The sequence below is a fragment of the Paenisporosarcina sp. P5_A11 genome (genome assembly GCF_056400705.1).
In genome coordinates this window covers 1-24,607 of the sequence record NZ_JBFUKT010000018.1, presented here as the reverse complement: position 1 = coordinate 24,607, position 24,607 = coordinate 1, and the positions used below count along the sequence as shown (strand labels likewise).

At 45.4% G+C, this 24,607-nt stretch carries 39 protein-coding genes; 3 read left to right on the top strand and 36 right to left on the bottom strand.

Features of this window, described 5'->3' with window-relative positions:
• Positions 1-20: 20 nt before the first annotated feature.
• The 18 genes from AC1DOS_RS05505 to AC1DOS_RS05420 form a co-directional block, all read right to left on the bottom strand.
• Positions 21-197 carry a hypothetical protein gene (locus AC1DOS_RS05505; RefSeq protein WP_477536678.1) on the bottom strand — a complete coding sequence of 59 codons (177 nt, stop codon included), beginning with the start codon at positions 195-197 and terminating at the stop codon, positions 21-23.
• Positions 194-694, bottom strand: a complete 501-nt coding sequence (locus AC1DOS_RS05500) for a crossover junction endodeoxyribonuclease RuvC (RefSeq protein WP_477536695.1) — start codon at positions 692-694, stop codon at positions 194-196. The genes AC1DOS_RS05505 and AC1DOS_RS05500 overlap by 4 nt, the downstream gene beginning before the upstream one ends.
• Before the next feature lie 32 nt (positions 695-726).
• Complete coding sequence (locus AC1DOS_RS05495) at positions 727-1,296, bottom strand: NUMOD4 domain-containing protein (protein ID WP_477536677.1); 570 nt, start codon at positions 1,294-1,296, stop codon at positions 727-729.
• 14 nt (positions 1,297-1,310) lie between these two features.
• Positions 1,311-2,219, bottom strand: a complete 909-nt coding sequence (locus tag AC1DOS_RS05490) for a hypothetical protein (protein WP_477536676.1) — start codon at positions 2,217-2,219, stop codon at positions 1,311-1,313.
• A complete protein-coding gene (locus AC1DOS_RS05485) occupies positions 2,216-3,235 on the bottom strand; it encodes a hypothetical protein (RefSeq protein ID WP_477536675.1) in 1,020 nt (339 codons plus the stop codon). The genes AC1DOS_RS05490 and AC1DOS_RS05485 overlap by 4 nt, the downstream gene beginning before the upstream one ends.
• A 1-nt stretch (position 3,236) precedes the next feature.
• On the bottom strand, positions 3,237-3,401 hold the full coding sequence (locus tag AC1DOS_RS05480) for a hypothetical protein (RefSeq protein WP_477536674.1): 165 nt from the start codon (positions 3,399-3,401) through the stop codon (positions 3,237-3,239).
• On the bottom strand, positions 3,398-3,598 hold the full coding sequence (locus AC1DOS_RS05475) for a hypothetical protein (protein ID WP_477536673.1): 201 nt from the start codon (positions 3,596-3,598) through the stop codon (positions 3,398-3,400). The genes AC1DOS_RS05480 and AC1DOS_RS05475 overlap by 4 nt, the downstream gene beginning before the upstream one ends.
• An 11-nt stretch (positions 3,599-3,609) precedes the next feature.
• A complete protein-coding gene (locus tag AC1DOS_RS05470; protein WP_477536672.1) occupies positions 3,610-3,783 on the bottom strand; it encodes a hypothetical protein in 174 nt (57 codons plus the stop codon).
• Between the two features lie 187 nt (positions 3,784-3,970).
• Positions 3,971-4,273 carry a thioredoxin family protein gene (locus AC1DOS_RS05465; protein ID WP_477536671.1) on the bottom strand — a complete coding sequence of 101 codons (303 nt, stop codon included), beginning with the start codon at positions 4,271-4,273 and terminating at the stop codon, positions 3,971-3,973.
• Positions 4,270-4,716, bottom strand: a complete 447-nt coding sequence (locus AC1DOS_RS05460; protein ID WP_477536670.1) for an HNH endonuclease — start codon at positions 4,714-4,716, stop codon at positions 4,270-4,272. Before AC1DOS_RS05460 ends, AC1DOS_RS05465 begins: the two co-directional genes overlap by 4 nt.
• Positions 4,717-4,751: 35 nt before the next feature.
• Positions 4,752-7,016, bottom strand: a complete 2,265-nt coding sequence (locus AC1DOS_RS05455) for a DNA polymerase (RefSeq protein WP_477536669.1) — start codon at positions 7,014-7,016, stop codon at positions 4,752-4,754.
• Positions 7,017-7,035: 19 nt separating this feature from the next.
• Positions 7,036-7,587, bottom strand: a complete 552-nt coding sequence (locus AC1DOS_RS05450; protein WP_477536668.1) for a hypothetical protein — start codon at positions 7,585-7,587, stop codon at positions 7,036-7,038.
• On the bottom strand, positions 7,588-7,992 hold the full coding sequence (locus tag AC1DOS_RS05445) for a group I intron-associated PD-(D/E)XK endonuclease (RefSeq protein ID WP_477536694.1): 405 nt from the start codon (positions 7,990-7,992) through the stop codon (positions 7,588-7,590).
• A gap of 5 nt (positions 7,993-7,997) precedes the next feature.
• Positions 7,998-8,759: a hypothetical protein gene (locus tag AC1DOS_RS05440; protein WP_477536667.1), complete on the bottom strand. Its 762-nt coding sequence runs from the start codon at positions 8,757-8,759 to the stop codon at positions 7,998-8,000.
• A gap of 144 nt (positions 8,760-8,903) precedes the next feature.
• Complete coding sequence (locus AC1DOS_RS05435; protein ID WP_477536666.1) at positions 8,904-9,071, bottom strand: hypothetical protein; 168 nt, start codon at positions 9,069-9,071, stop codon at positions 8,904-8,906.
• A 98-nt stretch (positions 9,072-9,169) separates the two neighbouring features.
• Entirely contained in the window at positions 9,170-9,736 is a 567-nt protein-coding gene (locus AC1DOS_RS05430) for a hypothetical protein (protein WP_477536665.1), read from the bottom strand.
• Between the two features lie 4 nt (positions 9,737-9,740).
• Positions 9,741-9,905: a hypothetical protein gene (locus AC1DOS_RS05425; protein WP_477536664.1), complete on the bottom strand. Its 165-nt coding sequence runs from the start codon at positions 9,903-9,905 to the stop codon at positions 9,741-9,743.
• A 94-nt stretch (positions 9,906-9,999) separates the two neighbouring features.
• Positions 10,000-10,545, bottom strand: coding sequence for a hypothetical protein (locus AC1DOS_RS05420; RefSeq protein ID WP_477536663.1), 546 nt, complete (start codon positions 10,543-10,545; stop codon positions 10,000-10,002).
• A 176-nt stretch (positions 10,546-10,721) separates the two neighbouring features.
• Between AC1DOS_RS05420 and AC1DOS_RS05415 the strand changes: the two genes are divergently transcribed.
• Together AC1DOS_RS05415 and AC1DOS_RS05410 are read left to right on the top strand one after the other, a co-directional pair.
• Positions 10,722-10,931 carry a helix-turn-helix domain-containing protein gene (locus AC1DOS_RS05415; protein ID WP_477536662.1) on the top strand — a complete coding sequence of 70 codons (210 nt, stop codon included), beginning with the start codon at positions 10,722-10,724 and terminating at the stop codon, positions 10,929-10,931.
• Between the two features lie 94 nt (positions 10,932-11,025).
• Positions 11,026-11,220 carry a helix-turn-helix transcriptional regulator gene (locus tag AC1DOS_RS05410; protein WP_477536661.1) on the top strand — a complete coding sequence of 65 codons (195 nt, stop codon included), beginning with the start codon at positions 11,026-11,028 and terminating at the stop codon, positions 11,218-11,220.
• A 135-nt stretch (positions 11,221-11,355) separates the two neighbouring features.
• Here the strand turns inward: AC1DOS_RS05410 and AC1DOS_RS05405 are convergent, their stop codons facing one another.
• The gene (locus AC1DOS_RS05405) at positions 11,356-12,315 is read right to left on the bottom strand and encodes a toprim domain-containing protein (RefSeq protein ID WP_477536660.1); all 960 of its coding nucleotides are present in this window, start codon (positions 12,313-12,315) and stop codon (positions 11,356-11,358) included.
• A complete protein-coding gene (locus tag AC1DOS_RS05400; RefSeq protein ID WP_477536659.1) occupies positions 12,302-12,514 on the bottom strand; it encodes a hypothetical protein in 213 nt (70 codons plus the stop codon). Before AC1DOS_RS05400 ends, AC1DOS_RS05405 begins: the two co-directional genes overlap by 14 nt.
• A 132-nt stretch (positions 12,515-12,646) precedes the next feature.
• On the opposite strand from AC1DOS_RS05400, the gene AC1DOS_RS05395 reads away from it, so the two are divergent.
• A complete protein-coding gene (locus AC1DOS_RS05395) occupies positions 12,647-12,832 on the top strand; it encodes a hypothetical protein (RefSeq protein ID WP_477536658.1) in 186 nt (61 codons plus the stop codon).
• Positions 12,833-13,319: 487 nt separating this feature from the next.
• On the opposite strand, the gene AC1DOS_RS05390 is transcribed toward AC1DOS_RS05395, so the two are convergent.
• The 16 genes from AC1DOS_RS05390 to AC1DOS_RS05315 form a co-directional block, all read right to left on the bottom strand.
• The gene (locus tag AC1DOS_RS05390) at positions 13,320-13,502 is read right to left on the bottom strand and encodes a hypothetical protein (protein ID WP_477536657.1); all 183 of its coding nucleotides are present in this window, start codon (positions 13,500-13,502) and stop codon (positions 13,320-13,322) included.
• A gap of 27 nt (positions 13,503-13,529) precedes the next feature.
• Positions 13,530-14,606, bottom strand: coding sequence for a DnaB-like helicase C-terminal domain-containing protein (locus tag AC1DOS_RS05385; protein ID WP_477536656.1), 1,077 nt, complete (start codon positions 14,604-14,606; stop codon positions 13,530-13,532).
• A gap of 467 nt (positions 14,607-15,073) precedes the next feature.
• On the bottom strand, positions 15,074-15,433 hold the full coding sequence (locus AC1DOS_RS05380) for a hypothetical protein (RefSeq protein WP_477536655.1): 360 nt from the start codon (positions 15,431-15,433) through the stop codon (positions 15,074-15,076).
• Positions 15,434-15,492: 59 nt separating this feature from the next.
• Positions 15,493-15,681, bottom strand: a complete 189-nt coding sequence (locus AC1DOS_RS05375) for a hypothetical protein (RefSeq protein WP_477536654.1) — start codon at positions 15,679-15,681, stop codon at positions 15,493-15,495.
• A 42-nt stretch (positions 15,682-15,723) separates the two neighbouring features.
• Complete coding sequence (locus AC1DOS_RS05370) at positions 15,724-15,975, bottom strand: ATP-binding protein (protein WP_477536693.1); 252 nt, start codon at positions 15,973-15,975, stop codon at positions 15,724-15,726.
• 483 nt (positions 15,976-16,458) lie between these two features.
• The gene (locus AC1DOS_RS05365) at positions 16,459-16,998 is read right to left on the bottom strand and encodes a SprT-like domain-containing protein (protein WP_477536653.1); all 540 of its coding nucleotides are present in this window, start codon (positions 16,996-16,998) and stop codon (positions 16,459-16,461) included.
• Positions 16,941-17,198 carry a hypothetical protein gene (locus AC1DOS_RS05360; RefSeq protein WP_477536652.1) on the bottom strand — a complete coding sequence of 86 codons (258 nt, stop codon included), beginning with the start codon at positions 17,196-17,198 and terminating at the stop codon, positions 16,941-16,943. Before AC1DOS_RS05360 ends, AC1DOS_RS05365 begins: the two co-directional genes overlap by 58 nt.
• A complete protein-coding gene (locus tag AC1DOS_RS05355) occupies positions 17,195-17,590 on the bottom strand; it encodes a hypothetical protein (protein WP_477536651.1) in 396 nt (131 codons plus the stop codon). Before AC1DOS_RS05355 ends, AC1DOS_RS05360 begins: the two co-directional genes overlap by 4 nt.
• The gene (locus tag AC1DOS_RS05350) at positions 17,568-17,843 is read right to left on the bottom strand and encodes a hypothetical protein (RefSeq protein WP_477536650.1); all 276 of its coding nucleotides are present in this window, start codon (positions 17,841-17,843) and stop codon (positions 17,568-17,570) included. Before AC1DOS_RS05350 ends, AC1DOS_RS05355 begins: the two co-directional genes overlap by 23 nt.
• The gene (locus tag AC1DOS_RS05345; RefSeq protein WP_477536649.1) at positions 17,840-18,031 is read right to left on the bottom strand and encodes a hypothetical protein; all 192 of its coding nucleotides are present in this window, start codon (positions 18,029-18,031) and stop codon (positions 17,840-17,842) included. Before AC1DOS_RS05345 ends, AC1DOS_RS05350 begins: the two co-directional genes overlap by 4 nt.
• On the bottom strand, positions 18,028-18,567 hold the full coding sequence (locus AC1DOS_RS05340) for a hypothetical protein (protein WP_477536648.1): 540 nt from the start codon (positions 18,565-18,567) through the stop codon (positions 18,028-18,030). Before AC1DOS_RS05340 ends, AC1DOS_RS05345 begins: the two co-directional genes overlap by 4 nt.
• A gap of 19 nt (positions 18,568-18,586) precedes the next feature.
• Positions 18,587-18,709 carry a hypothetical protein gene (locus AC1DOS_RS05335; RefSeq protein ID WP_477536647.1) on the bottom strand — a complete coding sequence of 41 codons (123 nt, stop codon included), beginning with the start codon at positions 18,707-18,709 and terminating at the stop codon, positions 18,587-18,589.
• Between the two features lie 69 nt (positions 18,710-18,778).
• Positions 18,779-19,075 carry a hypothetical protein gene (locus AC1DOS_RS05330; RefSeq protein ID WP_477536646.1) on the bottom strand — a complete coding sequence of 99 codons (297 nt, stop codon included), beginning with the start codon at positions 19,073-19,075 and terminating at the stop codon, positions 18,779-18,781.
• Between the two features lie 266 nt (positions 19,076-19,341).
• Positions 19,342-19,707 (bottom strand): helix-turn-helix domain-containing protein, encoded by a 366-nt coding sequence (locus AC1DOS_RS05325; RefSeq protein WP_477536645.1) that lies wholly within the window; start codon positions 19,705-19,707, stop codon positions 19,342-19,344.
• Entirely contained in the window at positions 19,704-20,579 is an 876-nt protein-coding gene (locus AC1DOS_RS05320; RefSeq protein WP_477536644.1) for an HNH endonuclease signature motif containing protein, read from the bottom strand. The genes AC1DOS_RS05325 and AC1DOS_RS05320 overlap by 4 nt, the downstream gene beginning before the upstream one ends.
• Before the next feature lie 717 nt (positions 20,580-21,296).
• Positions 21,297-24,560, bottom strand: a complete 3,264-nt coding sequence (locus tag AC1DOS_RS05315) for a carbohydrate-binding protein (protein ID WP_477536643.1) — start codon at positions 24,558-24,560, stop codon at positions 21,297-21,299.
• Positions 24,561-24,607 lie beyond the last annotated feature (47 nt).

The window sequence follows — 24,607 nt, the reverse complement described above, 5'->3', positions numbered from 1 at the left end:
CTCCCCTTCGTATGCTTCGCTTAATATTTATCGTTAGTCTTTAGGTGCTCGCGCTTTACGTTATCAATCGCGATTTGCGTAGCCTTCTCTTCTTCACGTAATTCGAGTAACCTGCGTTCCGCCCGTTTGATATCGAGGCGAATTTCGTCTTGCTTATTCTCTAAGGCGTCAACGAATTTAGCGTAGTCGTATGTCATATCGTTATCACTCCTTTTTGCATTAAATACGTGATGCCTACCGCAGCACTATCGGATTCGTCGTCCGTAGCAAAGTAGTCCGCGTCTTCGATACGCAGTATCCGCATGACCTCTGTCGCAACTTCGCCCTTACTTGCCTTACCTCTGCCTGTTATCGCCTTCTTGACCGTCGTTGGCGGGATTTCTGCGACGGTATGCCCGTAGATATGAGCCACCATATCAGAACATCCCACGACTTTGAACAACGCCTGCGTTACTGCCGGAAATCGCGAGAATCCCTTTTCCCGGACGACGTGCTCCGGAGAGTACGCTTTGAAATAACGCTCAATCTCGTCGCTTATTTGACATAGTCGGCGACCGTGTGAGTGCATGGCGAGTGTGGGCACATGTGAAACCTCAAGGATGATAGGTATGCCTTCGGATGTTACCGCAATCACTGCGATTCCTGACGATTTTAAACTAAGATCGAGTGCGAGTGTTATATGTTTAAAACCCACCAATTCCCAATCCCCCTTTAATTTTGTGAATTTTAAGAAACATGGTTCCAACTCCTCCTGTATAAAATATTAGCGATTGTCGTTATACCTACCCCGAAAGTGTCAGCCATTTCTCGCCGCGTAATATTACCGCCGTGGCCTATTGTGTTTTTCCTAATAAACCTAACATTTTCTTCAGTTAATATTGCGGAAGAATTATTCTCGCCCTGCACTTTTCCGTTCTTGTTTGAACTCGCTGGATTAAACCCTGTAGCAAGTGCGTGTCGGTAGTTTTCACTGTGCGTAGCCCACTCTAAATTGCTTACATGGTTGTTAGTTTTACACCTATCTTGATGGTTAACTGTCCTCTTGTTATCTAAATTAGGTATAAAACTCTCTGCTACTAGTCTGTGGATAGTAAAGGTCTTTGGTTTTCCGTGTTTAAGTARACTGACGGTTGGGTAACCCGCCCCGCCTATACCGGCTTTCAAGACCTTTGGTTCCACGTTGTATTTCAATCCGTCTTTTCCTACAATGATCCTCGCTAATGACCGGACATTCCCCAAGTTAGAAACTTCGTAATATCCTTCGTAATCCTTTATCGTTCTCCACACTTCCGACATAGTCATCCATCCTTTCAATACTCGGCGTCGGTGTCGTCCGTGATTACGTCGCCAGTTTTCTGCGGGGCAAAGTACGAGCGCCCTAGCCCCTCGACGATAACCTCGTTACCATTCGTAACCTTTTCGATTCTAGCCGGAGCAAACTCTCGGCCGTTATATGCGAAGAACTTAACGACTTGCCCCACGACAACCTCCGTAGGCTGAACCGCCTTGGTAAATTCCGCCACGCCAACGCCTAACGCCCGCCCTAATGCGATAGCCTTTCCGATGTCAGCGTTGAATACGTCTGACGGGTCGCATTTGGCGATTCCTCTATTGTGAACCGTACCGGAATTTACTCCTTTCGCTAGTAACGTAACTGCGCGTTTTTCTTTATTGACGATGAATTCTACGTCGCATACGGCCCGCCCGAACTCTATACCTTCGATACCCCCTGATAAGGCGTTCTTTTGCGTATGTTCCGCCACAAACGCCTTCGCACGCTTAATCACGTCAGCACGTTGCTCGTTCTTCGATTTTTCCGGCGTAGGGTATGTCGCTAATAACGCTTCGAGTGACGGCTTTGCCTTGCGTTTAATATCCGCCACTATCTCGTCGACTTCCGCTGACTCACGTTCGAAGCGTGCGGTATTCGGATACTTGCCTGCGGCTTCCAGCGCCTCGACTTTCGCTTTTAACGTAGCGACTTCCGTTTCGAGTGCCGAGATGCGTTCGGACTTCTTCGGTGCGGGCGGTGTTTCTACGATGACTTCGTATTCAGAGTGGAATAATCCGACTCCGTGTTCTGTTATAAAGATACCTGCGCTGAAAGAATCGTAAACCGTTCTAATATCGCCATTAGCGTATCTACCTCCTGTGGAAAATGCGCCCGTAATCAGAATGCGCTCACCTACGTTAGCCTTACGTTTCTCCGTCTTCATCATTGACCGCCTCCGTTTCTAGTTTGCGTAATAAAGTCGAGCGCATCGCGGTAATCTCGCTTCGTCTTATCGGATAGCCCCGACTGCATGACCGCCTTGACTTGCGTTTTAATGCCGGTGTATTCCTCGTCGGATAGCGATAAGGCGCACGCTGTCTTGAAGTTGTTGAACGTGAAATTCGATAAGTCTATCGGCGGTGGCGTCTTCGTACGGACTGCCTCGCTGACTGACGTTAGATAATCGAATAGTTCCGCTCTATCTGCGTCGGTAAACGTCAAGCCGAATGCGCGAATGTCAGGCGTCTTGATAGCGTCTTCCTCCGATATGACCCATCCTTTTTTCGACGCGTTAACGTAGAGGATGATGAAGTGATCGACTCCGTACATTTCCGAATAGGCTATCGTCTGCTTGACGTGCTTGGCGTCGGGTTCACGCATCGAGTATAGCGACGTACGTGCTGACGTTGTTTGTTTACTCTTGACTTCGAGTCCGATACGTAGCACCGTACCGTCGTCCTGCGTGTATTCCATAATGCCGTCGGGCAATCCGAATAGGTAGAACGAATGACCTTCGTGTGTGACCGGTTTGTTCGTCTTAGCGAAGTCTTCAAACATCGGACGCCCTTGCGCGTCTTTCTCGAAACGGAATCGCGTCTTTAAATTACGTTCAGCGTAGAGTAAATCGCGTTGTATAATATCGCCGATTTTTGTACCGACCGATTGCCAGCGTCCTTGATGCGGAGGCTTCGGAAAGGCGTCCTTCTTCGCGCCTATCGCCTTCATATAGAGTTCACGCGGACAGCTATTCGCGCTTGACGGTGAGTAGTACGGCTTCTTCGGAAATACGTTAGGCGCATCCGCATACCATCGATGTATCTGCGTGTCTAGCGCGTTGTCCCACGTTTCAGCCTTCGAGTGTACTGCGTTTAATGTAGCGATGAACTCCTCCGCGATTGCTTCGATGTCTATACCGTTTACTTCCGATTGCTTGCCGTATAATGCGTTTAGCGCTTCCGTCAAATTATCGACTCCCCTTTTCTATTTCGTGTCTGATTCCGTACTCCGCGGAAGTTATTGCGGATAATATCGTCATTACCGCGAAATCGAAGTCTTCCGTGATAAAGAATAACGCTAGAAATATCAACGTAACAATTGCCGTTATTGCCGAATATGTGTTGTGTTTCATTCTTCCGCCTCCTTCGTTATCTCCTGCAATTCCTTAGCTGCGAATTTACCGACTTCTGCTTTCGTATAGTTGTGCATTATTCTCCGCGCTTCCTTCTCCGCGTTTGCCCTCGTCATATACGTTTTTATCTGACTGTCCTTGTAATATCGGTTAGGCTCACCGTCGACTAAGATAACGTAATCCTTCTCGTACCTCATTATTCCGCCTCCTATTCGTCCTTCATTGTGATAAGTACGTCAATATCACCGATTCCTTCGTGTGTATAGACGATGCGGTATGCGCTATCTACTTCGACCATTTCGCCTTCCTCCGTGTCTTCTACGTATACAATTCCGTTAGCATCGAATTCTTTTAAGCGTTCGATTAATTCTCCGACTGTCATTCGTCCGCCTCCTCTTTCGTTTTAACAACGTTCAACTCCACGTTAACGTCGTTCTTCAAGTACATCGCTGTCACCTTCGCTACTAATACGTAGACGACCGTCTGCCAGTACGTAAGGGGTACGCCGTAGTGATTAGCGACCGCCCATATCGTCAAGGCTACGGCAGGTGCGAGTAGTAGTCCCGCGATCATCGTGATTCCTTCGCATAATCAACCGCGTCCATGACTTCTTCGGCGCTGACCATTCCGTTTAGTCGCGTAATTTCTACGCCGTTACGCTCAAATACGAGTACCGGAACTGACGTAATTTCGTATCGGCGTATCAAATCGTGCTCCAATACGATGTCGTGTTCCGATACGACTGCGTTGGCTTTCGCTAGCTGATCCGCGATGCTTTCGAGCATGTATCCGAGGACTGCGCACGGTCGACATCCGGGTTTAGATAGCTTGCGGATGATGATTTCCGTTGGTTTCGTGATTTCGTTTGTCATGCGGTTTCCTCCTCAATGATATTTAACCTTGCGAATTCTCCGAATAAGTCTAACGCCCAAAAGTTATACATTCGTGCAGCGTCGTGTGGATTATCGAAGTAACCTAAGTGAGACTGCCCTTTTCCTAATTGGACGTATGCTTTGTACTTCTCATATCCCTTAACCTTCGCCACTCCTTTATATCCGGATCGGTTAGTAATCGGTGTTTTCCTATTGCGTGAGTTTTCCTCGTGAGTAGCGAGTCTAATGTTGCAACGCCTATTGTCGAGTTTGTCTCCGTTAATATGGTCGACTAATTCACATTTCTTTGCTCCTAAGATAATTCGGTGTAATAAGAAATGATGGCGGACACCCTCAACACACGGGCGAGCACGTACATAACCGGTTCTACCTAAATCCCATGTATATTTAGAAAGTTCGCGAAAATCCTCGTCGTCTACCAAGATGACATCGCCTTTATTCGTAATAATTTCTTTAGTCAGTTTAATTCCTCCGTTTCTTTATTGGCGAACCAGTTATCGACCGTTATACCCCCACCCCATACACGCATGACTTCGATGTCAGTCCCATTCTTTACCTCTCCGAACTGATACGAATTAAGCATTACATCTTCGATGACTGCGATATCCTCACGGGTAAAGTCTTCCGGTATTTCGAACAGTAATTCGTCGTGACATGAACTCCACAGATGCCATCCGTCACGTTTCCGACATTCTTCATGTGCTCGAATCATCGTTACCTTCGTCTGAATGGCCGAACTCCCTTGGACACGTGCGTTTGTTGCTTGGCGGATAGAACCGCCTATCTTTCCGTTGTGCCTCTTGTCTTCCGCGTATTTCGGATCATCGTATTTACCGTATGGAATATTCTTACGTGTGCCTTTAGCTTCGGGTAGTCGTCGTTTACGCTGCTCTTTGTCCATCCATACGTAGCCGTTCTTCTTAACGAATTCCGTATTTCCGGTAATCCACGAACCAAGCGAAGGAAGCGACTTCCATAACTTGCTCATGAAGTCTTCCGCCTCTTTCTTCGGAACGCCTAACCACTCACCTAACGTAAAACCACTTGCGCCGTATAGCGCAGCTAACCACGCAACCTTCATTTTCTTGCGCCATTCCGTGTCCTCACCGTCAGCCGTTTTATAAACTTCTTCGTAAGGCAATCCCGTAAACTCTACTGCGAGATTAGCGTAAGGGTCTTTGTTTTCTACGAACGCCTTTATTAGCGCAGGCTCTTTAGATAGGTACGCTACACATCGTATTTCCTGCGCCTTGAAATCGGCACCTACGATTACTTTTCCAGGCGGTGYCACGAACATCTTACGGGCGTTCTTCGGTTGATTCTGAACGTTAAACGACTGATCGTCGCTATTGTCTTTATCCATGCCGGAACTGAATCGACCCGTCACCGTTCCCATCGGATTGTATCGAGAGTGCCATCGTTTCGTTACGGGATGTTGCTTCGTCGGTAGCGTATCTATATAAGTTCCGGATAACTTCGTAATGCGTCGATATTCTAGTAGCTTGTCGATAATTTCGTGCTTACTTCGCAATGGTTTAAGCGTTCGCTTAGCGTCAAGGTTCGGCAACTCCTTACCGATATGCTTCGATAGTGCTGGGCGTAATTGTTGCGGTGAATTTAAGTTCATCGGCTCGTCACTATCGTGATGCTTCGATAGTTCTGCGATTAGATACGCATGTAATTCGTTTGCCTGCGTTTGTAACTCATGACCGAACTTCTTCGCAAAGTCTAAGTCGAGTACGTAGCCGTTTCGTTCTAGTTCGACGATTACGTATAGCAACGGAACTTCCACCGTTTCATAGTAGCGAAGTACATTCGGCATTTTCTCCATATGCGACCGCTGAAACTCGTAAAGGCGCCATGTTAAGTCGGTGTCTTTAGCTGCGTAAACTAACGCAATGTCGAGAGGTACTTCTGCGAACTTAGCGTCTTTTCCGAATAGTTCAGCGAATGTATCGGAAGGTTCTCCGAGGTACTTAGTCGCTAGATTCTTCAACGCGTATGACGGTTCGTTTTCGTTTAGTACGTGCATCGCGGTCATTGTGTCCCAAGCTAATCCGTTTAACTCAATACCGTGTCGTTTGAACATGTTAATATCGTAGTTAGCGTTATGCAGTACCTTGCCGATTACATCCGATTCGATTAGTGTCCGTATCAGTTCTAACTTTTCTATCGGTAGCGCACGATCGTCGAGCGTTGGCTTGAACGGTATATAGTAGTGAGTGTCCGAACTTGGTAGCGTAATCGAAACGCCTACAATCACGTCGACATAAACGTCAAGGCCAGTCGTCTCCGTATCTACTGCTACTATCGGATTGTTCATCGCATTATACGGAACATTCGTTACCTTGCGGATTGCTTCGTCGTCAAGCAGTAGCACGTAGTTATCGGGTATGTTAGCGACTAAATCCGCGAGTTTCTGTTCACGTTGGCTCTCGGCAAGTATCGTATACAACCGTAGGCACTCCGCCTTCGAAAACCTTTTACCCGACGATTCCACCGCTCTGCCGATTGTGCCTTCGTCCATCGCACGCTTGACTTCGCGGAGTTTAACCGCGTCAGAGTCACCGTTTTTCATCGCAAGTATCCGTACCCAAGCGTCTGTAAGTGACTCCGTCGCTTTCACTTTACGGCCGACCGCATCCGTCAAGGCTTGCGCGGTGTCAGCGGACGGCTTTGCTGCGATGTTCAGCGTTAACTTCGGTTTGTTGTTTGGCGTCATGACTGCGCCCTCCTTTCGTTTAGTTGCGGTCGAGAAATTCGATATGTTCTCGTTTATATAGTCGCTCTTCCTCTGAATCTTCGAATACTACGTAATATTCTCCGTCCGAATCAATTCCATCGACGATTCCGACTTCACCAATGTTAGACATTCCGAAAACGCTCAAACCTATAACTCGCACTTTATCCCCGACTTTCAACGTGTCGACTACGGATTTGGCTTCTAGCGCGGCTAAACGTTCTTCAAGGGCAGTCACTCGGTTCATTAGCGACGAGTTTGTACTTTGCTCGCGATAGTAAACATTTTTAGTTTCCCCTTCGTAGTTTAAATCTACAGCGTTTAAATCTCCCTCATCGTCGATAAATTCCGGATCATCATCGGAATCAAGTCTAATAATTTCGTAAAACGCGCCTTTAGTTACGTCCGAGTATTTCCGTCCGGTGGTTTCTAGCATTAAGTCGCCAACCTGCGGTGGGGCATCCGTTTTCACGTAATTCGCACCGTTATATGCAATCTTCGTAATCTCACCGCCCGCCATATCCAACGTTTTCACATCGTTTAATTTCGCCAACTAAACCGCCTCGCTTTCCGTTTTTGATTGTGCGTATTCTAACCGCGTAGTTAACCGCGTCCACTTACCTTCGATTGCATCCGCTCGAACCCAATATTCGGTGATTTCGGTATTGTCGAACATGTAAACGTCGTTACCGATGACTCCGATAAATATGTCGCAGTCGTCTAAGCCGTAAACGATACCGCTGTTCTTCTTACCTTTCACGACGTAGTACGCAATGCCGTCCTTTTCACGGTAGAGCGCCGTCTTCACTTGAATACGTACGAGTTTACGTTCGCCTCTCCGTGTTATCGCAAGGTCGAACGGCTCTGGAACTGCGGGTTCCAAAACCGTATAACCGTTAGCGAGTAATGCCGTTATTGCGAGTAGTTCCGAGTGGCGACCGACTGCCGCCGTTGTCATTGGCGTCAAAACGGCAGGTCATCCGGATTAAGGTCATCGCCCGCAGTTGGTGCTTCCGTCTTGCTTGCGCCGATTAAAGCGATGTCAAAGCCGGCTTGCGTAAGTAGCTGTAACTGCTCCGAATCATCCGCTTCATATAGAAGACCGTCGAACAACGCCATATCGAATTGCTTGCCGTCATACTTGGCGTAGTTTTCACGTTGCTTCGGTGTCACTTCGTCGTCTTCCGGGTCAAGCGAAAGTGGCGACAGTAGAACCGACGTTGACGTTCCTTGGCCGTTCTTTTCGAGTTCGAACGCTACTTTAGCGAGTTTCTTCTCGTTCTTGCGGATAATCGTATGAATCGCCTGTGCTTGCGGCTTGCTTACGTCGATAATGATCGGCTCGCCTGTATCGAGGTCAATGAAGCCCATCGCGAAACGTTCTTTAGCGCGGTACTTATACGCCTCATTGCGTAGTTCCGTTTGCTTATCCTTGTCGCTCGTATCGAACGCTAGTTTCGAGTAGTATTCGCCCGCTTTGTCCCAAGCGCCGAGGTTATCTTGCGGATAGCCTTTCGCGTTGTATGTCGCTGGATTCTTCGCGGAAAACGAATTCACCTGCTTAAAGATTCCGAAGCTACGGAAGTGAATGAAATCCGTTTGTCCTAATACGCGGACTTTAAACGATGATCCGGATTTAAAGCTGCTGAATTCCATACCTCCGCCTGATTCGTTTGTTGCGTTTAAAGCGTTTAATGCGTCTACTCCGCTGTTGTAATTTGTCAATGATAGCGCCCCTTTGCGTAATGTTTTGTCAGACGTTGTGCTTTCGTAGGCGTCGACTTTCCTACGGTTTCCCCACGTCCGCAAACGACCCTAACGTCTAGCACCGGTCGTTAGAAGCGTTTGCCGACGTGTGGTCGGCGGTTGTTACTCTTCGGATACGTTTCTGCATTCACAAGCGTAAGATTCGAAGTGTACGTACGTTGCGATATCGTCATCATCTTGCGATATAATTCCGGTACCTCCGCACAACTCGCAGTCTTCAATATCCGGAAGTTTCTGCGCTTGACGCTTTAATTTATCGAAGTCTTTCATTCCGTCCGCCTCCTTCTATTAATAACCGATAAATCTACGCCACATTTTCCGCCAAGTTAAATGCGTCAAGTCCGTTGACTTCCGTGTACTTAACGCCTTCATAGATAACCCTCCGCATCTCTACGCATCTGCTCAAAGCGTTCTTTCACCGTCAGCAACTCGGCGAACACCGCTTGCCGACCGTTCTCCAATTCGTTAATCTTCGCTTCAATCGACGCTTGTGTCAGCGGATTTCTAGCGCGTGCTTTGTTTAACGCTAACGTCGCTATTTCGAATCCGATTTCAGCTTCGGCTAACGTTAACTTGCGTGTCTCTGTCGTAAACTGGCGACGTGCCTTTGCGATTTCCTTCGTGATGACTTCGCGCGCCTTTTCGATGATTGCGTTGTATCCGCTGACTTTCGGTTTAGCTACTGCTGTGATTTTCGTATGTTCTCCTTCGCCGTGTTTCGGCAATATCGTTACTATTACGTTTGACTTAGTGTCAACTACGAACATCGCGTCCTTACCGCTATGCTTGTATACTTTTTTACCGGTGGGCTGTTGCGTCGTTACATATAGCGCCGTTTCCATTAGTTGATTAAACCAGTTCTTCGCGTGTTCCTCCGCTACTCCAAATCTGATGCGTGCTTGCTCGACGGCATGTACTGACGGATTATATTTCATACGGTCAGCCTACTCTCACGGAGTATAATGGACGGTAGTAATCCGCTGAATCGCCGTCGTTGTCAATCGCACCGTTATAGTCGTATTCCGCTTGATGGCGGTCGTATAGTTTATTTTCGCCTAAAGTGAATCTTTCTTCCGTTTCATGCGTATACTTACTATAGAACATAATAAAAACCTCCGATTTTATATTTTAGTGAAAACGTGATATAATAACGGACGAAGAACTTAGGTGTAAATATACCGAGTTCGTTCGCACATAGTTAAATAGCCGTTGCGGATAAAACTCCGCGACATTCGGTTTTGAAACGTAAAATGAATTTGCGATGACTTTCGGCATTTCCCGATAAAACACTCGCCAAAGTGTGGGAAATCTCCTTATCATTTGTAAATCCATTTGCCCAAGCGTTCAAAATCAATTCTCTTCGACGGTCGCCCTTCGCCAAAAGGGTGATCGTTTCTTTAATTCCAATTACTTCCGATTCGACGTTCGCCAAAACATCTATCGGTTCATATTCTACATATTCTCCATCGTCATTTTCATGACCTATGTCTGAAAAGTTAGTCGAGTACTCTTTTTTGTTCTTCCTTATTAGAGCGTCCGCAGCTTCTCGATGTACCATTCTTGTGATATACCGTCTATTCTTTACGTTTGTTTCTTCAATTGATAAGTATTTACCAATCTTATTCAATGCCCTACTTTCGAATAAAGAAGTGTTGGTAAGTCTTCCTCTGAGTTTGTCTGAAGCTTTGTAAACTTCATTCAAAATCCATGAATGCTGATATGAAATTAATTGATAATCTATCATTTCATCCCTCCTACTTGTATATTCCCCACGATTTAAGTAATGTGGGACATCCTTTTAAAAATAATTTAACAATCCATGAAACTTTTACCATGTTATAATTGTAAGTATAAATGCGTATGTTGAGATAGTCAACATATTTATATTCACAATTTTCAGATAAAGAGGGAGAATGTATAATGTTATCATTTGAGCCACTTCGTATTTTAATGAAGGAAAGAGGAGTTTCGTCGTATAGATTACGTAAGGATTGTGGAATTTCTTCGAACGCTGCTACGGCGTTAAACAACGATCAACCGGTGCGTACTGAAACAATTGAAACCTTGTGTAAGTATTTCGATGTTCCTATTGAGAAGATTGTTGTATTTATTTCCGATAGTTCCGAATAACATTTTAAAATCAAGGCGCCGTAACTGGCGTCTTTTTTATTTCCAAGATTTATGCTAAACTACTCTGCGGAGGTGTGCGGCTATAGACGTCCAGTTGCGTTGTAAATTGCGCGACCGACGTAACGCCTTCGGTATTTCCCAGCAAAAGCTTGAAGACTTAACCGGCATTCCGTGTTCACGTATTTCGGTGTACGAGAATAATAAAGTCAAGATGTCCGTTGAAACTTCCGCTAAGTTTGCGCTCGCCTTAAACTGTACTATAGACGAGTTATTCGAGTACAAACGTTAATCGGTCGCGGGCGGTCTTTTATGTGGCCGTCTGCGGTATTGTTATGCCAAAACGTAATACGAACATGCGTTTCGGTAACTTTACCACGTATTCCCAACGCTGTAAACTAGAATTACCGAACATTAGCACATTTTGTCATAATTTGTTTAAAACCGGTACACGAAGTACTTGTTTTGTTAATTCGCGTAGTCCATCCGCTCCATTATTTCGTAACACATCGTTTGCATCCTTATGCCCATCGTCCGCCCACCGCAAGACCGCAAGCCTCACGTCATTCTGCAACGTACGCACCACGGTTTCATTAAATCGAGCGCCCGCCTTATCGTTATCGCCCGCAATTACGTATTTATTCGCTGGCATTTGTCGGATTATGTCCGCCTGTCGCCAATTAAAGGAAATTCCGCCAATCGCTACCGCTTGTATACCCGCTGTGTGCCAACTTAAAGCATCGATCTCCGCCTCACAGATTACGCAAGTACCTTCGCCGACTAAATCCGCGCCCCATACCGCTTGCCTAATCGGATAACCGCCTTTCTCGTAGAAGAACGTTTTACCACGTGTCGCACGGTACTTTACGTTAGCTAGCCGACCGTCCGGTAAATGCCACGGAATTGCTACAAATCCGGCATGACGCGACTTACCTACGCCTGCTCTCGCCTGTACCTCTGCGCTGATACCACGTTTTGTTAGATACGGACTTTGCGCTACTTCGATAAGGCTAGCGTCGAGTGGTCGGAAGGCTTTGCGTTCGCGTAAATGCGGAACGATTAAGCGTTGCCTTTCGATTGACTCTCCGAAGCCATTCGCTTCAAGCAAGTAGTCCTCCGTTTCCTCCGTGGTTTCATTACGTAGGAAGGCGAGTAGCTTAACGATTCCTCCGCTAGCCCATTCGGAATCATAGGCTCCTGAATCAGCGAACGCACCCGCATAATCGCCTTCTAAGTTAACGAAGAAACTCGGTGTCTTATCGTAGCGAAACGGACTGGCCGCGATTAGCTTATCGTGTGACCATCGCGGAGACAGCCATTCGAACGCTTCTAACTCGGATCGGATATCGATATTGACGGGTTGACTGCGGATTTTAACTATAGGCATCGTCCGCCTCCTTCGTAGTCTCCGTAATTTCAGTGATACCTAACCAAGCTGACGCGGTTTGCTCGTCTGTCATACTTTCGAATTCCGGTTGAGCGTAATCCATGTCGAGATGATAGTATATAAGACTCTTTATACTCACGTGTTTTTTTAACCCGTCGATTACTGCTTGTTGGTCGATTGTCACTTTTACGTTTTTCATTCCGTTTCCTCCTTCGTCCATACTTTTAAAATTTGTTATAATTTTACTAACTATTTATAACTACGACTAACATCTTTTAACTTCGGACTGCATAAGATGTAGAAAGATAAAAATTAAAAGGAGTCGATTCTAATGGCAAAGTATCACAATATTAATACGTCACTGTATACTACCGATGGTGGAGCCGCAGAACTTTGGGGACTTTCCGTTGAGTACGTTAAGTCTCTTTGCGCCGAGAATAAAATTATTTCTATAAAGATTGGCGAAACTTGGATTGTATATGAAGACCAACCCAACCCGAAGTCTACTACAATGTAGGCTTTTTATTATGCCTTCTTATACTCGTAAGACTTCAATACTTCACACATTCGTTAGTTGCTCACTCGTCCACTTTTGGACGAACTGTTCATTACCACTTCTGCCATTCTTTATGCTTTTGATACGCTAAAGGCAATTCTCGCTCGTATTTATACCATGTGTGAAATTTGTTTAGCGCAAAACCTGACCGATATAAGATAAATATAGTAAGTAATTGTAGAATGATAATTAACATTAATTCACTCCCTCACTTTCACAAATTAGATTCCTTATTGTGTCGACTTTAATACGTACTGTTCATTTACAACATTTATTTGCCCCCACCGTATTACCGTGTTTTGTACCGCACGTTTTACATATGCAATCTTTCGATACTTGTTCTAGTGCATATTTCATTCCATACTTACGATAATTTATTAAATCCTGTAAGAACTTATCTTGCATCATTTAATCACCTCACCTCTTCACCGTTTGGTGGAGCATTAAATTATTCGATGTAAAATATTTTTGTATCATTTCCGAAACCGTATACCTTTTGTTCGATAATATCAGCACTGTCGAATCCTGTAATCTGTTCGTAATCATGATAATACACATCACAATCGCCATGCTTTTCTATTAGTTTTTGTAAGTTCTCAATTACTTTCGTTGCTTTCAATGTTTTATCCACTCCTTCACCTTTTATGTCTACTGTGCATCAGAAATCGAAATCACTTACCGCCGACTCTCCGACTTCAAACTCGCGCACTATTCCGAAATTCGGCAGATACAGTAATTCGATTTCCGTTCCCTCTCCGCCATTTCTGCCCTTACCTATCTCGATTAACGCACGACCGTCTAGCGAATCTAATCCGAATGTGTTCGTAGCGTCTTCGAGGACTGCTTTCGTTTTCTTTATCTCCGCTCGTTTCGGCACACGTAACTCACGGTTGCCGTCTTCGTCACGGTCGTCTTTAACTTCTTCCGCTTGCGTAACTACGTGTATCACCGCATTTGTATATCCGGCAATTCTTCGGATTAACTTCGATGTATTCGCAACATCTCCGCCTGCCGTCTTGCTCGTATTCGCTTCGTAATCTAGGAGGTATATCGGATCGACGAGTACGACGTCTGCCTTCGTCTGTAAAATATCCGCCTCTAACTGTTTTACATCGCGTTTCATAAAGTCGATATCGTCCGCTGCTCTCACGATAATCTTACCCGGCATAATTTCGTCGCCATCAAGTACCGCTAGGAATTGGCGGAATCCTTCTTCGTACCCTTCGCTTAATTTACCCGTCAGTAGCGCACGATTCTCGAATCCTACTTCGTAATCAACGCCTTCTAACGTTTCAGTAGTTCCGCTGACTCTTGCGCTAATCGACGAATACGCACGGGCTAACCATTCGAATCGCGACATTTCCGCAGCCCATACGAGAACGTTAGCGCCTTGCATCGCGGACTCAATGATTTCCTCCATTGTAATAACGGATTTACCGCGCCCGGGGCGAGCGTACCACGTATACATATTTCCGCTAAAGTAACCGCCGATTTGCTCATTTATCTTCGGAAACTTCGATTTCCATATGCGGAATGACTTGCCTTCCTTGCGATTTACGTATTCATCAAGGAACGATTGACCATCCGCTTTCAAATCCGATCCTACTTTATTACGAACATCTGTTCTTAGTTTAATCGTATCAAGTCGCGCTGTCAATTCGCTGATTAGCTTAGGCATATTGTCACGGTACCGCTCGAATAGTCCGCTCATTTCGCCTTCGTTAATGAACGACATAAACTCCGATTCAGCGCTGTCGTTCATCAGTTTACGCGTCAGATACTCGTAGGAATCCTCGACCATCGGCGTATAAAAGAATCCGCTGCATTCTTCCGTTACAGTTGCGTATGACGGCGATTGCCCACGGTTCTGCTCCGAATACGACTTGATGAAACGGTATGCCTTGCGTTCGGCTTCCGTGTTGAAATGCGCCTCTGCGATGTTTAGGCGTGCTAAGGCGGCAGGATCGTTGGTGTCTATGACCTTGGACAAAAGTAGTATTCCGTAGTTGCTCAATTAGCGTTCACTCCTTCGATTTTAATTCCGAGTAGGTTAAGCGTATGCCGAATGGGGCCTGCTTCGAAGTTAATACTACTTTTTCGCTCATTCCGATTCCCCTCCACTAACAAAAATGATGAACACTACAATAAAAATTAATGTCCATATACCCATAAATGTTGTAGTTACTTTTAAAAGTTCGTCCATCACGCAGTCGCCTCCTTCAACTTACGCTTCACATCCGCAATTCTCACGGCATAATCCTCGTCACTTCCGCAGATATCAATAACCGTTTTCAATACGTTTAACTCGTCGAGTAGTCCGTCGATTTCCGTTTGTTTCGTGCGTGAGTTGCGTTTCGGCTCCGCTTGCTCGACGTCGGCTGGCGTGATTACTTCGAGTTTAATATTCGCAAAGCCTACTAACTTGCGCATTTCTTTTGCGAGGTCTTCTAGAAGGAGTGCTTGCACCGTTATAGGCTCGTTATTCTCTTGTTTTCTTTTTAAGATTTCCGATAATTTAAAAATTCTATCGTTTAAGTTTTGTAATTTCGTCGTTTTATCCATTTCCGTTTTCCCCTCCGTTTTTGTGTTAGCGTTGTGTATACGTATGGATGTACTGCGAACTAATCTTCTTCGACAATCCAACCGTTCAACCTTGCATATTTTAATTTTCTTGAATACCTATGTTTCCATTTATCCCATTCTTTTGTTCGTCCGTGTGAAGCAAAAACATCTTGTCTTCTTTGCCCCTCAAGAATTTTGGCGACCCATTTAGGCACAACGGGTTTATATACATCCTCATTATTGTTCATTTTTTATCCTCCTCCTAATTCGCTTTATCTGCCTACTACGCTTTAACGTTTCCCACGCTTGCTCTCTCCGTCAAAATGAAGCACCGCGCACATGTCACGCATACGATCCGCTAGCCTCGCGTCAAATACCTTCGCCATTTCGTCAAGCGGTAGATTCGACGTAAACACGGTCGGCAACGATTGCGTAGTCCTCGCGTTGATAATCCCGTGTACAATCGATTTGAAAGACTCGCTTGCTGAACGAATTCCCACGTCATCTGCGACAAGGAACGGTACGTCCATACACTTCCGCATAAGCCGTTTAATGTCGTCGAGTTCCGCTTTGTCATCGGTCATCGTAGCTAGGTTGTATCGTGTTTGTAATTCGTTTACGTCGAGCATCAATGACGGTAGTTGCGACGGTTGCTGACCGCGTTTTAGGCTGCCGAGGTAATGAGCGATTAGCCATTCGTTGAGCAACGCAGAGGCAGTCGTAGTCTTACCGGTGCCGGGCGATTCGCTCCATAAGTATAGCGATTTAACCCTTTCGCCTTCCGCATCAAACTGGCGCTCGAACGTCTTTATATAACCGTCTAGCATGCCGTAAATCTTCGCTTGCTCACCACGAACTGGCGAAGTCTTCAACGTTAAGTCACGATAGTCCTTCGGAAGTCCGCTTGCGCCGATTCTACCCCCTGTTCCGGATAGTCCGTTTAGCGCGATGAAATGCGGACAGTTCGGCTGACACGTTGAGCACCCGCCTTTTTTCCGTTCATTTAAGATACATTTCTGCGTCAATTATTCGACCTCCGTTCCATTGTAAATCCGTTCACCTTCGTAGAGTACCGCGCTTTCGCAACAAGCCGTGGTGTATCGGTGGTAATTACGTACATGCTTCGCCACACGCGTTTCCTCGCCAGTACCGCAAGCCTCGCATTTAAACGTATATACTTTGCCTACGAATGTCGATTCGGTACTGCTTACGCCTTGTCGTTGTAACTCCGCTTCAAATTGCGGGCGACCGTCTTCATATGGCTTATCGAGCGTGTGCATCGCGTAATGTATTAATTCGTGCTTCAACGTATCAATTAAGACAGCGTCATCCGCGTAATCGATCATCGAGCCTGCGATGTCAATTTCGATTGGCACGTCGTCATGCGTCGTAATGTATCGACCTTGACACGCTTTCAGACGGTTATTACGTTTAATCGGAATCTCTAAAGGCAAGCCGTAAGTGTCACGTAGGAAATCCGCGGCGATTAGCGTGAGTTCTTCGGTTGTCATTCGTCCGCCTCCTCCGAGCCATACGTCGTAAAAATAATGTCCGCGTCTTTCCAATACTCCGGAATTTCTAAATCATCGTACTTAAATACGAACATCGCCGTCTGCTTTTCCTTTCTTCGGATTTCTACTCGCTTACTGGCGAAATCATACGCGGATAAAACAACGCCATAACTCGAATGTCCTCCGAAGGACTGTACATCTACGAAGTTACCCGTGTTGTTTATTCTAAACCGACTGAAATTTTCGATGTTCATAACCACGACTCCAATTCGTCTAAATTATCGTTGTCTGACGCCTTCACCGCGTCACTCGCCGTTGCCTTACGTATTGATTCCGCCTGTAATCGCTGTATATTTCGTGCCATGTATACCGTCATCCATCCGAAGCTAATGCCCGGATATTCTCGTTTAGGTTTGTACTCCGCAAAGCACGCATCTATAAACGATTTAACGAATTGCTTATCGTATAGCCCCGGTTTCTTCGCTGTTCCGATATAGCGTCCGATTATGCCGGCTTCTGCCTGATAGCCCCGGAAAGGCGTATAATCAATGCCGATAATCCGTTTATGTTCGGCTATTAGGTATTGCGTAAAATGCGCCGTATTCCACTTCTCGACCGGTAGTTCATCGTATTTCTTCGCTGGCATTAGGCGTCACCTCCAATGTCGTTTTGGCTATTACGTACATTCCTCGTTGGTTATAAGCGAATTCGCCCGTATCTTCATAAACGTAGGATATTTTCTCTAACGCTTTTCTCAAACGCTCGACCTCCGCAAGCAACGCAGGTACGTCGTCACCTAATACGACTTGCGCGTTCTTCATTTTAAGGTAATCCGCTAGCCAGTTACCGCTCGCTTTATCGGATCGCTTACGTATTGCTTCGAGTTGTTCGGGTTTCATACGTTCACTCCTTCCGAATAGTACGCCGATTTAATTTCGTCGTAAGTATTCACGGTAAAAATGACTTCACCGTTAGATAACGTAATTACTGTCTTAGAGGCGCCTTCTCCGTGGATTTCGCCGACCGTTTGTATTGCGTTGCAACTTATTAAACGTCTGTATCCGTTTTTCGTCATTACCTCTATCATTCCTCGTCGCCTCCGTTTCTAATTAACCGCCCGATCATCGCTTTCATATCGACTATTTCGTCGTATATTTCCGATAGTGTTACGCAGTTACAATCTGCGCTTGGCTCACCGAGTTCAGTGTTGCGTTCCGTGTCTTCTTCGTCAAATGCGCGTTCTATATACGCCATCTCACGTGAGATAAAGGAGAAGTCACCGTATGGCTCCGGATAAATTACAGGTAGCCCATCGCTATCAACCGATATAACCTCGTAGACTTGACCGTCCTTTAATGCGTACCCTTCGAGAATCGCGTTTGCATTTATGACACGTAATTTTTCGCCTATTTCCCATTTCATTCCGCTTTCCTCCTTCACGATTTCCGTATATTGAAGCTGCGACTTCGGCACGATAAACGATTCGCCTCGGTCGTCAACGATGTACACGCCGTTTTCAGTCGCGCGTCTGATATCGTACGTCTTTCCGTTTGTTAGCGTCATGCCGTGGCTGATTTCCGTGTTAGCGAGGACTTTAATAACGTCGCCGTATCGGTGTTTCATATCCGCTGACCTCCGTTTCTTATTTACCGTTTAAATCACGAGCGATGTCGAGATTGACGTGGAATCTGCGTTCTGCGAATCGGACGAATGCGTATACTGCTACGACTGTGGCTCCGAATGCTACGATGTTAGCGATTATCATTCCGTCGTCCTCCGTTTCTCCATAGAATACGTACGTAAGACCGTCCGTTTAATTCCACGGGCAAATACTTCATTCACCGATTAAGTCGCTAATCTCGCGCTTAAACGATGCTATTTCGTTGGTTAACTCACGTAAGGATGACGCGTCGCTCTCGCGGATACGTTGTTGCAGGATAATATCGGCTACTTGCGTAATTGACTGCGCGTATTTCCAGTCGCGATATTCTACGCGAATCGTCGGGTCAGTTTTGCCGGGTTTAAATGCGGGCGACTTCGATGGATCTACGATGTGGCGACGTTGGATGATTACGTTGTGGTAATCGGATACAATTCGGAAATCTTCGTTAATTTCGATGTTTAATGTCATGCGTGATTCCTCCGTTTGTTGTTGTCGCGGATTTGAGCGCCGCGCACGCTTATTCTCTTATATAAGAAGACTTTCGATTATAGGTATACTTGCATTAGGTATTTAGCGTTTGTACTTTAGCGTAACTGCTCTTAATTAATTACATTGGCGCGAGTGCTTTAGCACGAGCAATCACTTGAACTTATTTACGTCTGCAATGTTTAGTCTAGTTATATAAGTCTAGTTAAGTAAGTCTAGTTCCTCTTCAACTGGTGAAGTACCCTACCTCACGATTTGAAGTACCCTTCTTCATCATTTGAAGTACCCTCGCTAAAACACGCGGGCGGAACCCATAACGTATACTCATTCGAATAATTCTTAAAGCCGTTCTTCCGTTGCTTCACGTCGACTAGTTCGAGTTCTTCTAATCGTTTCAACGCGGATCGTACCGTATTCTCCGAGCAACAACATTTCCGTGCTAGAGTCGCTACACTCGGGTGTGATTTCATAGTCCGATTACTTGCGTACATACACAAGACTGCGTAAACTAACTTTTCGATAGGCTTCGTTAAATACGTTTCATCATCGAGTACATGACGTGTCACACGTACGAATCGGAAGTCTTCGAAGTCTAGCGGTTTCTTATCCGTCATCCCGTTGCCTCCATTTCTAAGTCGTCGATGTCGCGTGGATTATCGAAGCACCAATCGACGTACATGCGATATTCTTTCGCGGTCATTCCGTTTACTTCCGCTAAGTACGAGATTAAGGCGTCGAATTTCGTCTGCGATAAACCGAAGCGTACTCGGTTAGCGTTGAACCATTCGWATATGTTTGCGTTGTGTTTCGAACTGTTTAATTCCCTACACATTGGAACTATGTTCTCTATTGTCGTACCTCCGTGCCCCGATGAAATCGGAACCACGTGCTCTAATATATAATCCTCCGAGCCGGTAAGTACGCAACCTCCTTCAAAAACCGTGACTACCCACTCCCATTGCTCCTGAGTAAGTGTATCAGGTAACGCGGCTTTACGTGCGCGCCGTCTCTGCTCTCTTATGACATACTGTCTCCGATTAGATTCACGGTGTTTACGTCTGTTTTCGCGTACCTTTTCCGGGTTTGCTTCACGATATCTACGCTTCCTTTCACGCACATTTTCAGAGTTTGCCTTACGGGATTTACGACCTCCTTCGATATACTTTGCCGGGTTGTCAGCATATTTTTTACGCATGATTTCACTGATACACGCCTTGCAACTACTTCCCCGACCACCAAATGCGCTACCCTTGTAGAAACTAACTAAAGCCAGAACTTCTGAACAAACCCCGCACTCCTTCGCAACCATTTCTCCGTTTGAATTTTCTAAGTACGTCTTCCCATTAGATGTCATCTTCTCCGTACAACCTTGCGCAATCAATTCCTCACGCGTCACTACGTTATCTTCCGTTTTCATTCGTTCCACCTCCGAATATGATGCCAACCCTTTACGTCGTCTTGCGCCAACAAGTCGCTGTAAAATCAATTCGTTTAAATACCGTCACCCCTTCCGTGTTATTACGTCCTTACTCCTTATTCCCCACGATTTAAGGAATGTGGGACATCGGAATTAAATTAAATCCGCTCTTACTACTTCTGTATAAATGAATCCGCTCTTACTACTTCTGTATAAATGAATCCGCATATTGCGACATTGGAATTAAAATAAACGAAAAAAGAACCCCGTTAATTAAAACGAGGTTCCTTCGTATTTTCCGTGTTTCTTCTATATAAACCGCTAAAATCACCGTGGGTACTCGTAGGGTAGCGCTGTATCGTATTGATTCGACAAGTTACGTATGCTATAATACGATAGTAAACGTAGACTCAACGCTTGCGTAACGTGGTTTTGACGCTGATACTTCCGATTGTTTTATACATCGTAACCTTGACAGGGTGGAGGTCGCTGGTTCGAGCCCAGTCGGGATCATTGGGTGCCAAACCCACGAGAACCCTTAAGGAACGAAGGGTTCTTCCATAAAAGCATCATCTCTTCGGAGATGGTGCTTTTTCTATTTCAAGAAATATGGGTTGGAATCTTATATCAAAAAACACACCCATATGAGTGTGCTCTTATACTGTACATTTATTTTCTTGTTATTTTCGAAGATGACATTCACACTGCCAGTGTGAGTTCCAAGTAATTTGAGTTTATAACTCAAGTCATACTGGAATCCGTTTCCTCTATCTTTTCATAAATACGCTATTGTTGTGACAACACATATTGAGCGTCTCGCAGCAAATAGGTTGCAGCTTCACTTGAAATGTGTCTCCCGTTTTGTGCCTTCACTTCATTCACAAAGCCGTTTAAGTTGTTGAATGCCAATTTAGCCCGCATGCTATTGGCAATTCCGGCATTGTCGATCCATTTGGTATCGACAAAACGTGTTACCAACGCCTTTATGGAATCGATGTTGGCCACTGTCTTAAAGTGAACGGTTTTGCTCCCCTTATTGCCGGCTAGGTCACTAGAGGATATTACAAGGGTATGCAGACCAAGCGGCAAGGTATACAGCGGGATCTTCGTTCCGATTTTGTAAGAATACGTATCGAGCGTCACCGTCGTATTGCTGTTGTCGACACCCGAGAAGTTGTCGATCAATTCAAACTGAGGCGTCAAATCCCCGGAATCTTCATAAATGCTCCCATTCCCCGGTAGGGATACCGCGATTGCCGGTGCCGTCTTATCGATGCCAATGGCAAGATGTTTCACTGATTCCACATTGCCGGCGTTATCTATGGCACGATACTCGACACTATGCGTACCTTCAGCAGTCAGCGTCAATTCGGTCTTGTTTGTCCAATCTCCGCCGTCTACCTTTGTCTCAATGTGATTTACACCAGTTCCGGTTGGATCGTCATCTGCAGTGAACTTAACATGCACATCCCGTGCATTCCAAGCGTCGTCACCGGTAACCCCATCCGTCGTTGCTGTCGTAACAGGCGGCTGAACATCGTCGCCCCGCCCATAGACTTCAAATTCATAAATATTTGCAGTTCCCGTTTCCGCATAATTTTGCGGTGTAGTAATATAAAGCCTTACGTACCTTGCGGTGGATTTCGTTATATACCTGTCCGTGCTGTTTGAAACGTTTCCTGTTACTGAATCCATGTCAGTCCAAGTAGTTCCATCTTGACTTCCCTGAAGCTTATAATTCTTTGTATTCAGGGACAAGGTCTCTCCGCCTTCTCCTGCGTGCTTTACTACCCACCTGCTTATATTATAATTTTGTCCAAGATCGACCATCAGCCATTTGTCACCGGTAGTATTTGAAGACCACTTTCTGCTACTTGCAGCCGATCCATCTACTGCCTTGGACGGTTCGTATCCCGCCACACTTCCGTTGGTTGTAACTGTCTTGTTCAGAGCCAAATTTACCGGAGCAGGATCAAAGGCTAAAGTGGTAACTTTTAATGGGTTGCTAGCATCTGAAACATTTCCTGCTGTATCCCTGGCTTTTACGGTAAATTTGTAATCCGTATTTGCGGTCAGTCCTGTCACTTTAAAGTTCATACGCCCTGTTGTTGATCCAATCAGAGTATTTCCATTATAAATATCGTAGCCTGTAACACCTACATTACCCGTAAAATCATCTGTAGCTGCATCCCATGACAGAATTGCCATCTTGTCTGTTAATACTTTCGTTGAGACATTAGTTGGTGCGGTAGGCGCTTGTTTATCTGCTGCTAGTGCATCCGCCGTGTAATTATTTATGGTCCAGGTAGTTACCGTACTTTTTTTCGAGAAGTCCCTTCCATTTATCACCACTCTGTCGGCATAAACATCTAAAATCAAGCCTTGACCTGAATCCTTGATAGCTCCATCTCTCATCATTGTAAAGTACTGTTTGTTATAGAAAGTACCCGGTAACGTGAGAGGATAATGTATATGTCCCGTTATCAAAACGCTTTGAGGATATTTTCCAATAATGTCCTTTAACTTTTGATCCTGTACCTCATCACTTTGATAAGGATCCGAAGGATATTCCTCATATACGGTATTATCTAGTGGCTGATGAAGGAAGAGAAATATCGGTTTGTCTTTACTTGCATTCTCCGCCAACTTATCGCTTAACCACTTCATCTGGGTATCCGATATATATGCACTGTCTTTATCATCAGTCTCCGTTGCCAAATAGATGAAGTGGTATCCGCTTATCCACTTATCATAATAAACACCTGGCATACCAGTATGTGTCAAAAATCTGTTTTTAGCAGTTTCAAAACCTCCCATCCACCTTACATCATGGTTCCCTAAAATCAAGTTGCGATCAAGTTGAGGATATTTGTTCATTGTTTTCATTAATGTATTATATTGTGCGTCTGTGCCATATTCAGTAAGATCTCCACCAACGCTAACGGATTGCACATTATTGCTAACTGCTTCTTGCAATGCATTGTCAAGTCTGACATCGGCGATATCCCCTTGTACATTTGCATGTGTATCAGAAATGGACATAAAGCTGAATTTATAACTAGTATCCTTGTCAGGTGTTGTTGAAGCAAGAACCGTAACATTGATGCTTGTTGACAATGCTACATTATCCGGATTTGTAACCCCTGTAGGCAGATTTACTGTTCCCTTTACCGTGAAACTCTGCTCGGTTTTTACGGCCGGATCATAGCCTGATGCATCTATATTCCAGGTTACAGGTGCATTCAAATTACCGCCGTCGGTCACCAGTACTACTGTGCTAGGCAATCCAGTGGCCACCGGTGTAGGCGCTGTTCCGTTTACCACACCTGTAATCGCTGTAGGTGCTGTGATGCTTGTTAGTACCTTCGGCTTTATTTCTACTGGATAAGTTACTGTCTTACCGCGTACTGTGACGGTTAGTATCTGGCTGGCCACTGCAGATGAACTGTTAAATCCGCTTACGTCGGAAGCTCTGACTTCCTCCACCCTAGTCGAACCGTCAATATAGGTGCCTCTGACTTCCATACCCGTGATATCAAGGCTCTCTCCAATACGGTATACAGTCTTTGCTGGTGGTTTTGTAAGCTCAAAGCTGTTCAATGTCTTTGAAAACTGAAACCAGTTGAGGTTGGCTACATATGTTTTTCCCGCCGCAACCTTTACGACAAGGTATACATCATGAATTCCTGTAACTTCAGTAATATCGGTTGACATAGTTTTATAGACATTCCAGTTATCCGGTGCGGTAGCTGCGGCAGTAAGTGTTCCCACTTTTTCACCATTCGCGCTGGTCGGACCGTCAATCCATACTTCAATATTTCCCCCTGCATTTGATCCCTTAACTGAAAGTCTTGCACTAAATTTCGTAGCGCCATTAACGTCGCTACCAAAGTCAATATTGTTATATACTAAATACTGGTTGTCATTAGTACCTCCTATACATTGTCCACCATCTGGGCAAGCTTCGACTTTAAGGTAGGCACCCGACTTGGAACTAAAGCTTTCTGCTTCTGTCAGACTATATGCATCGCTTGCTGCATGCACCGTCATATAGCCAACACTGATGCTGAGTAGGAATCCAACTATCAGGATAAATG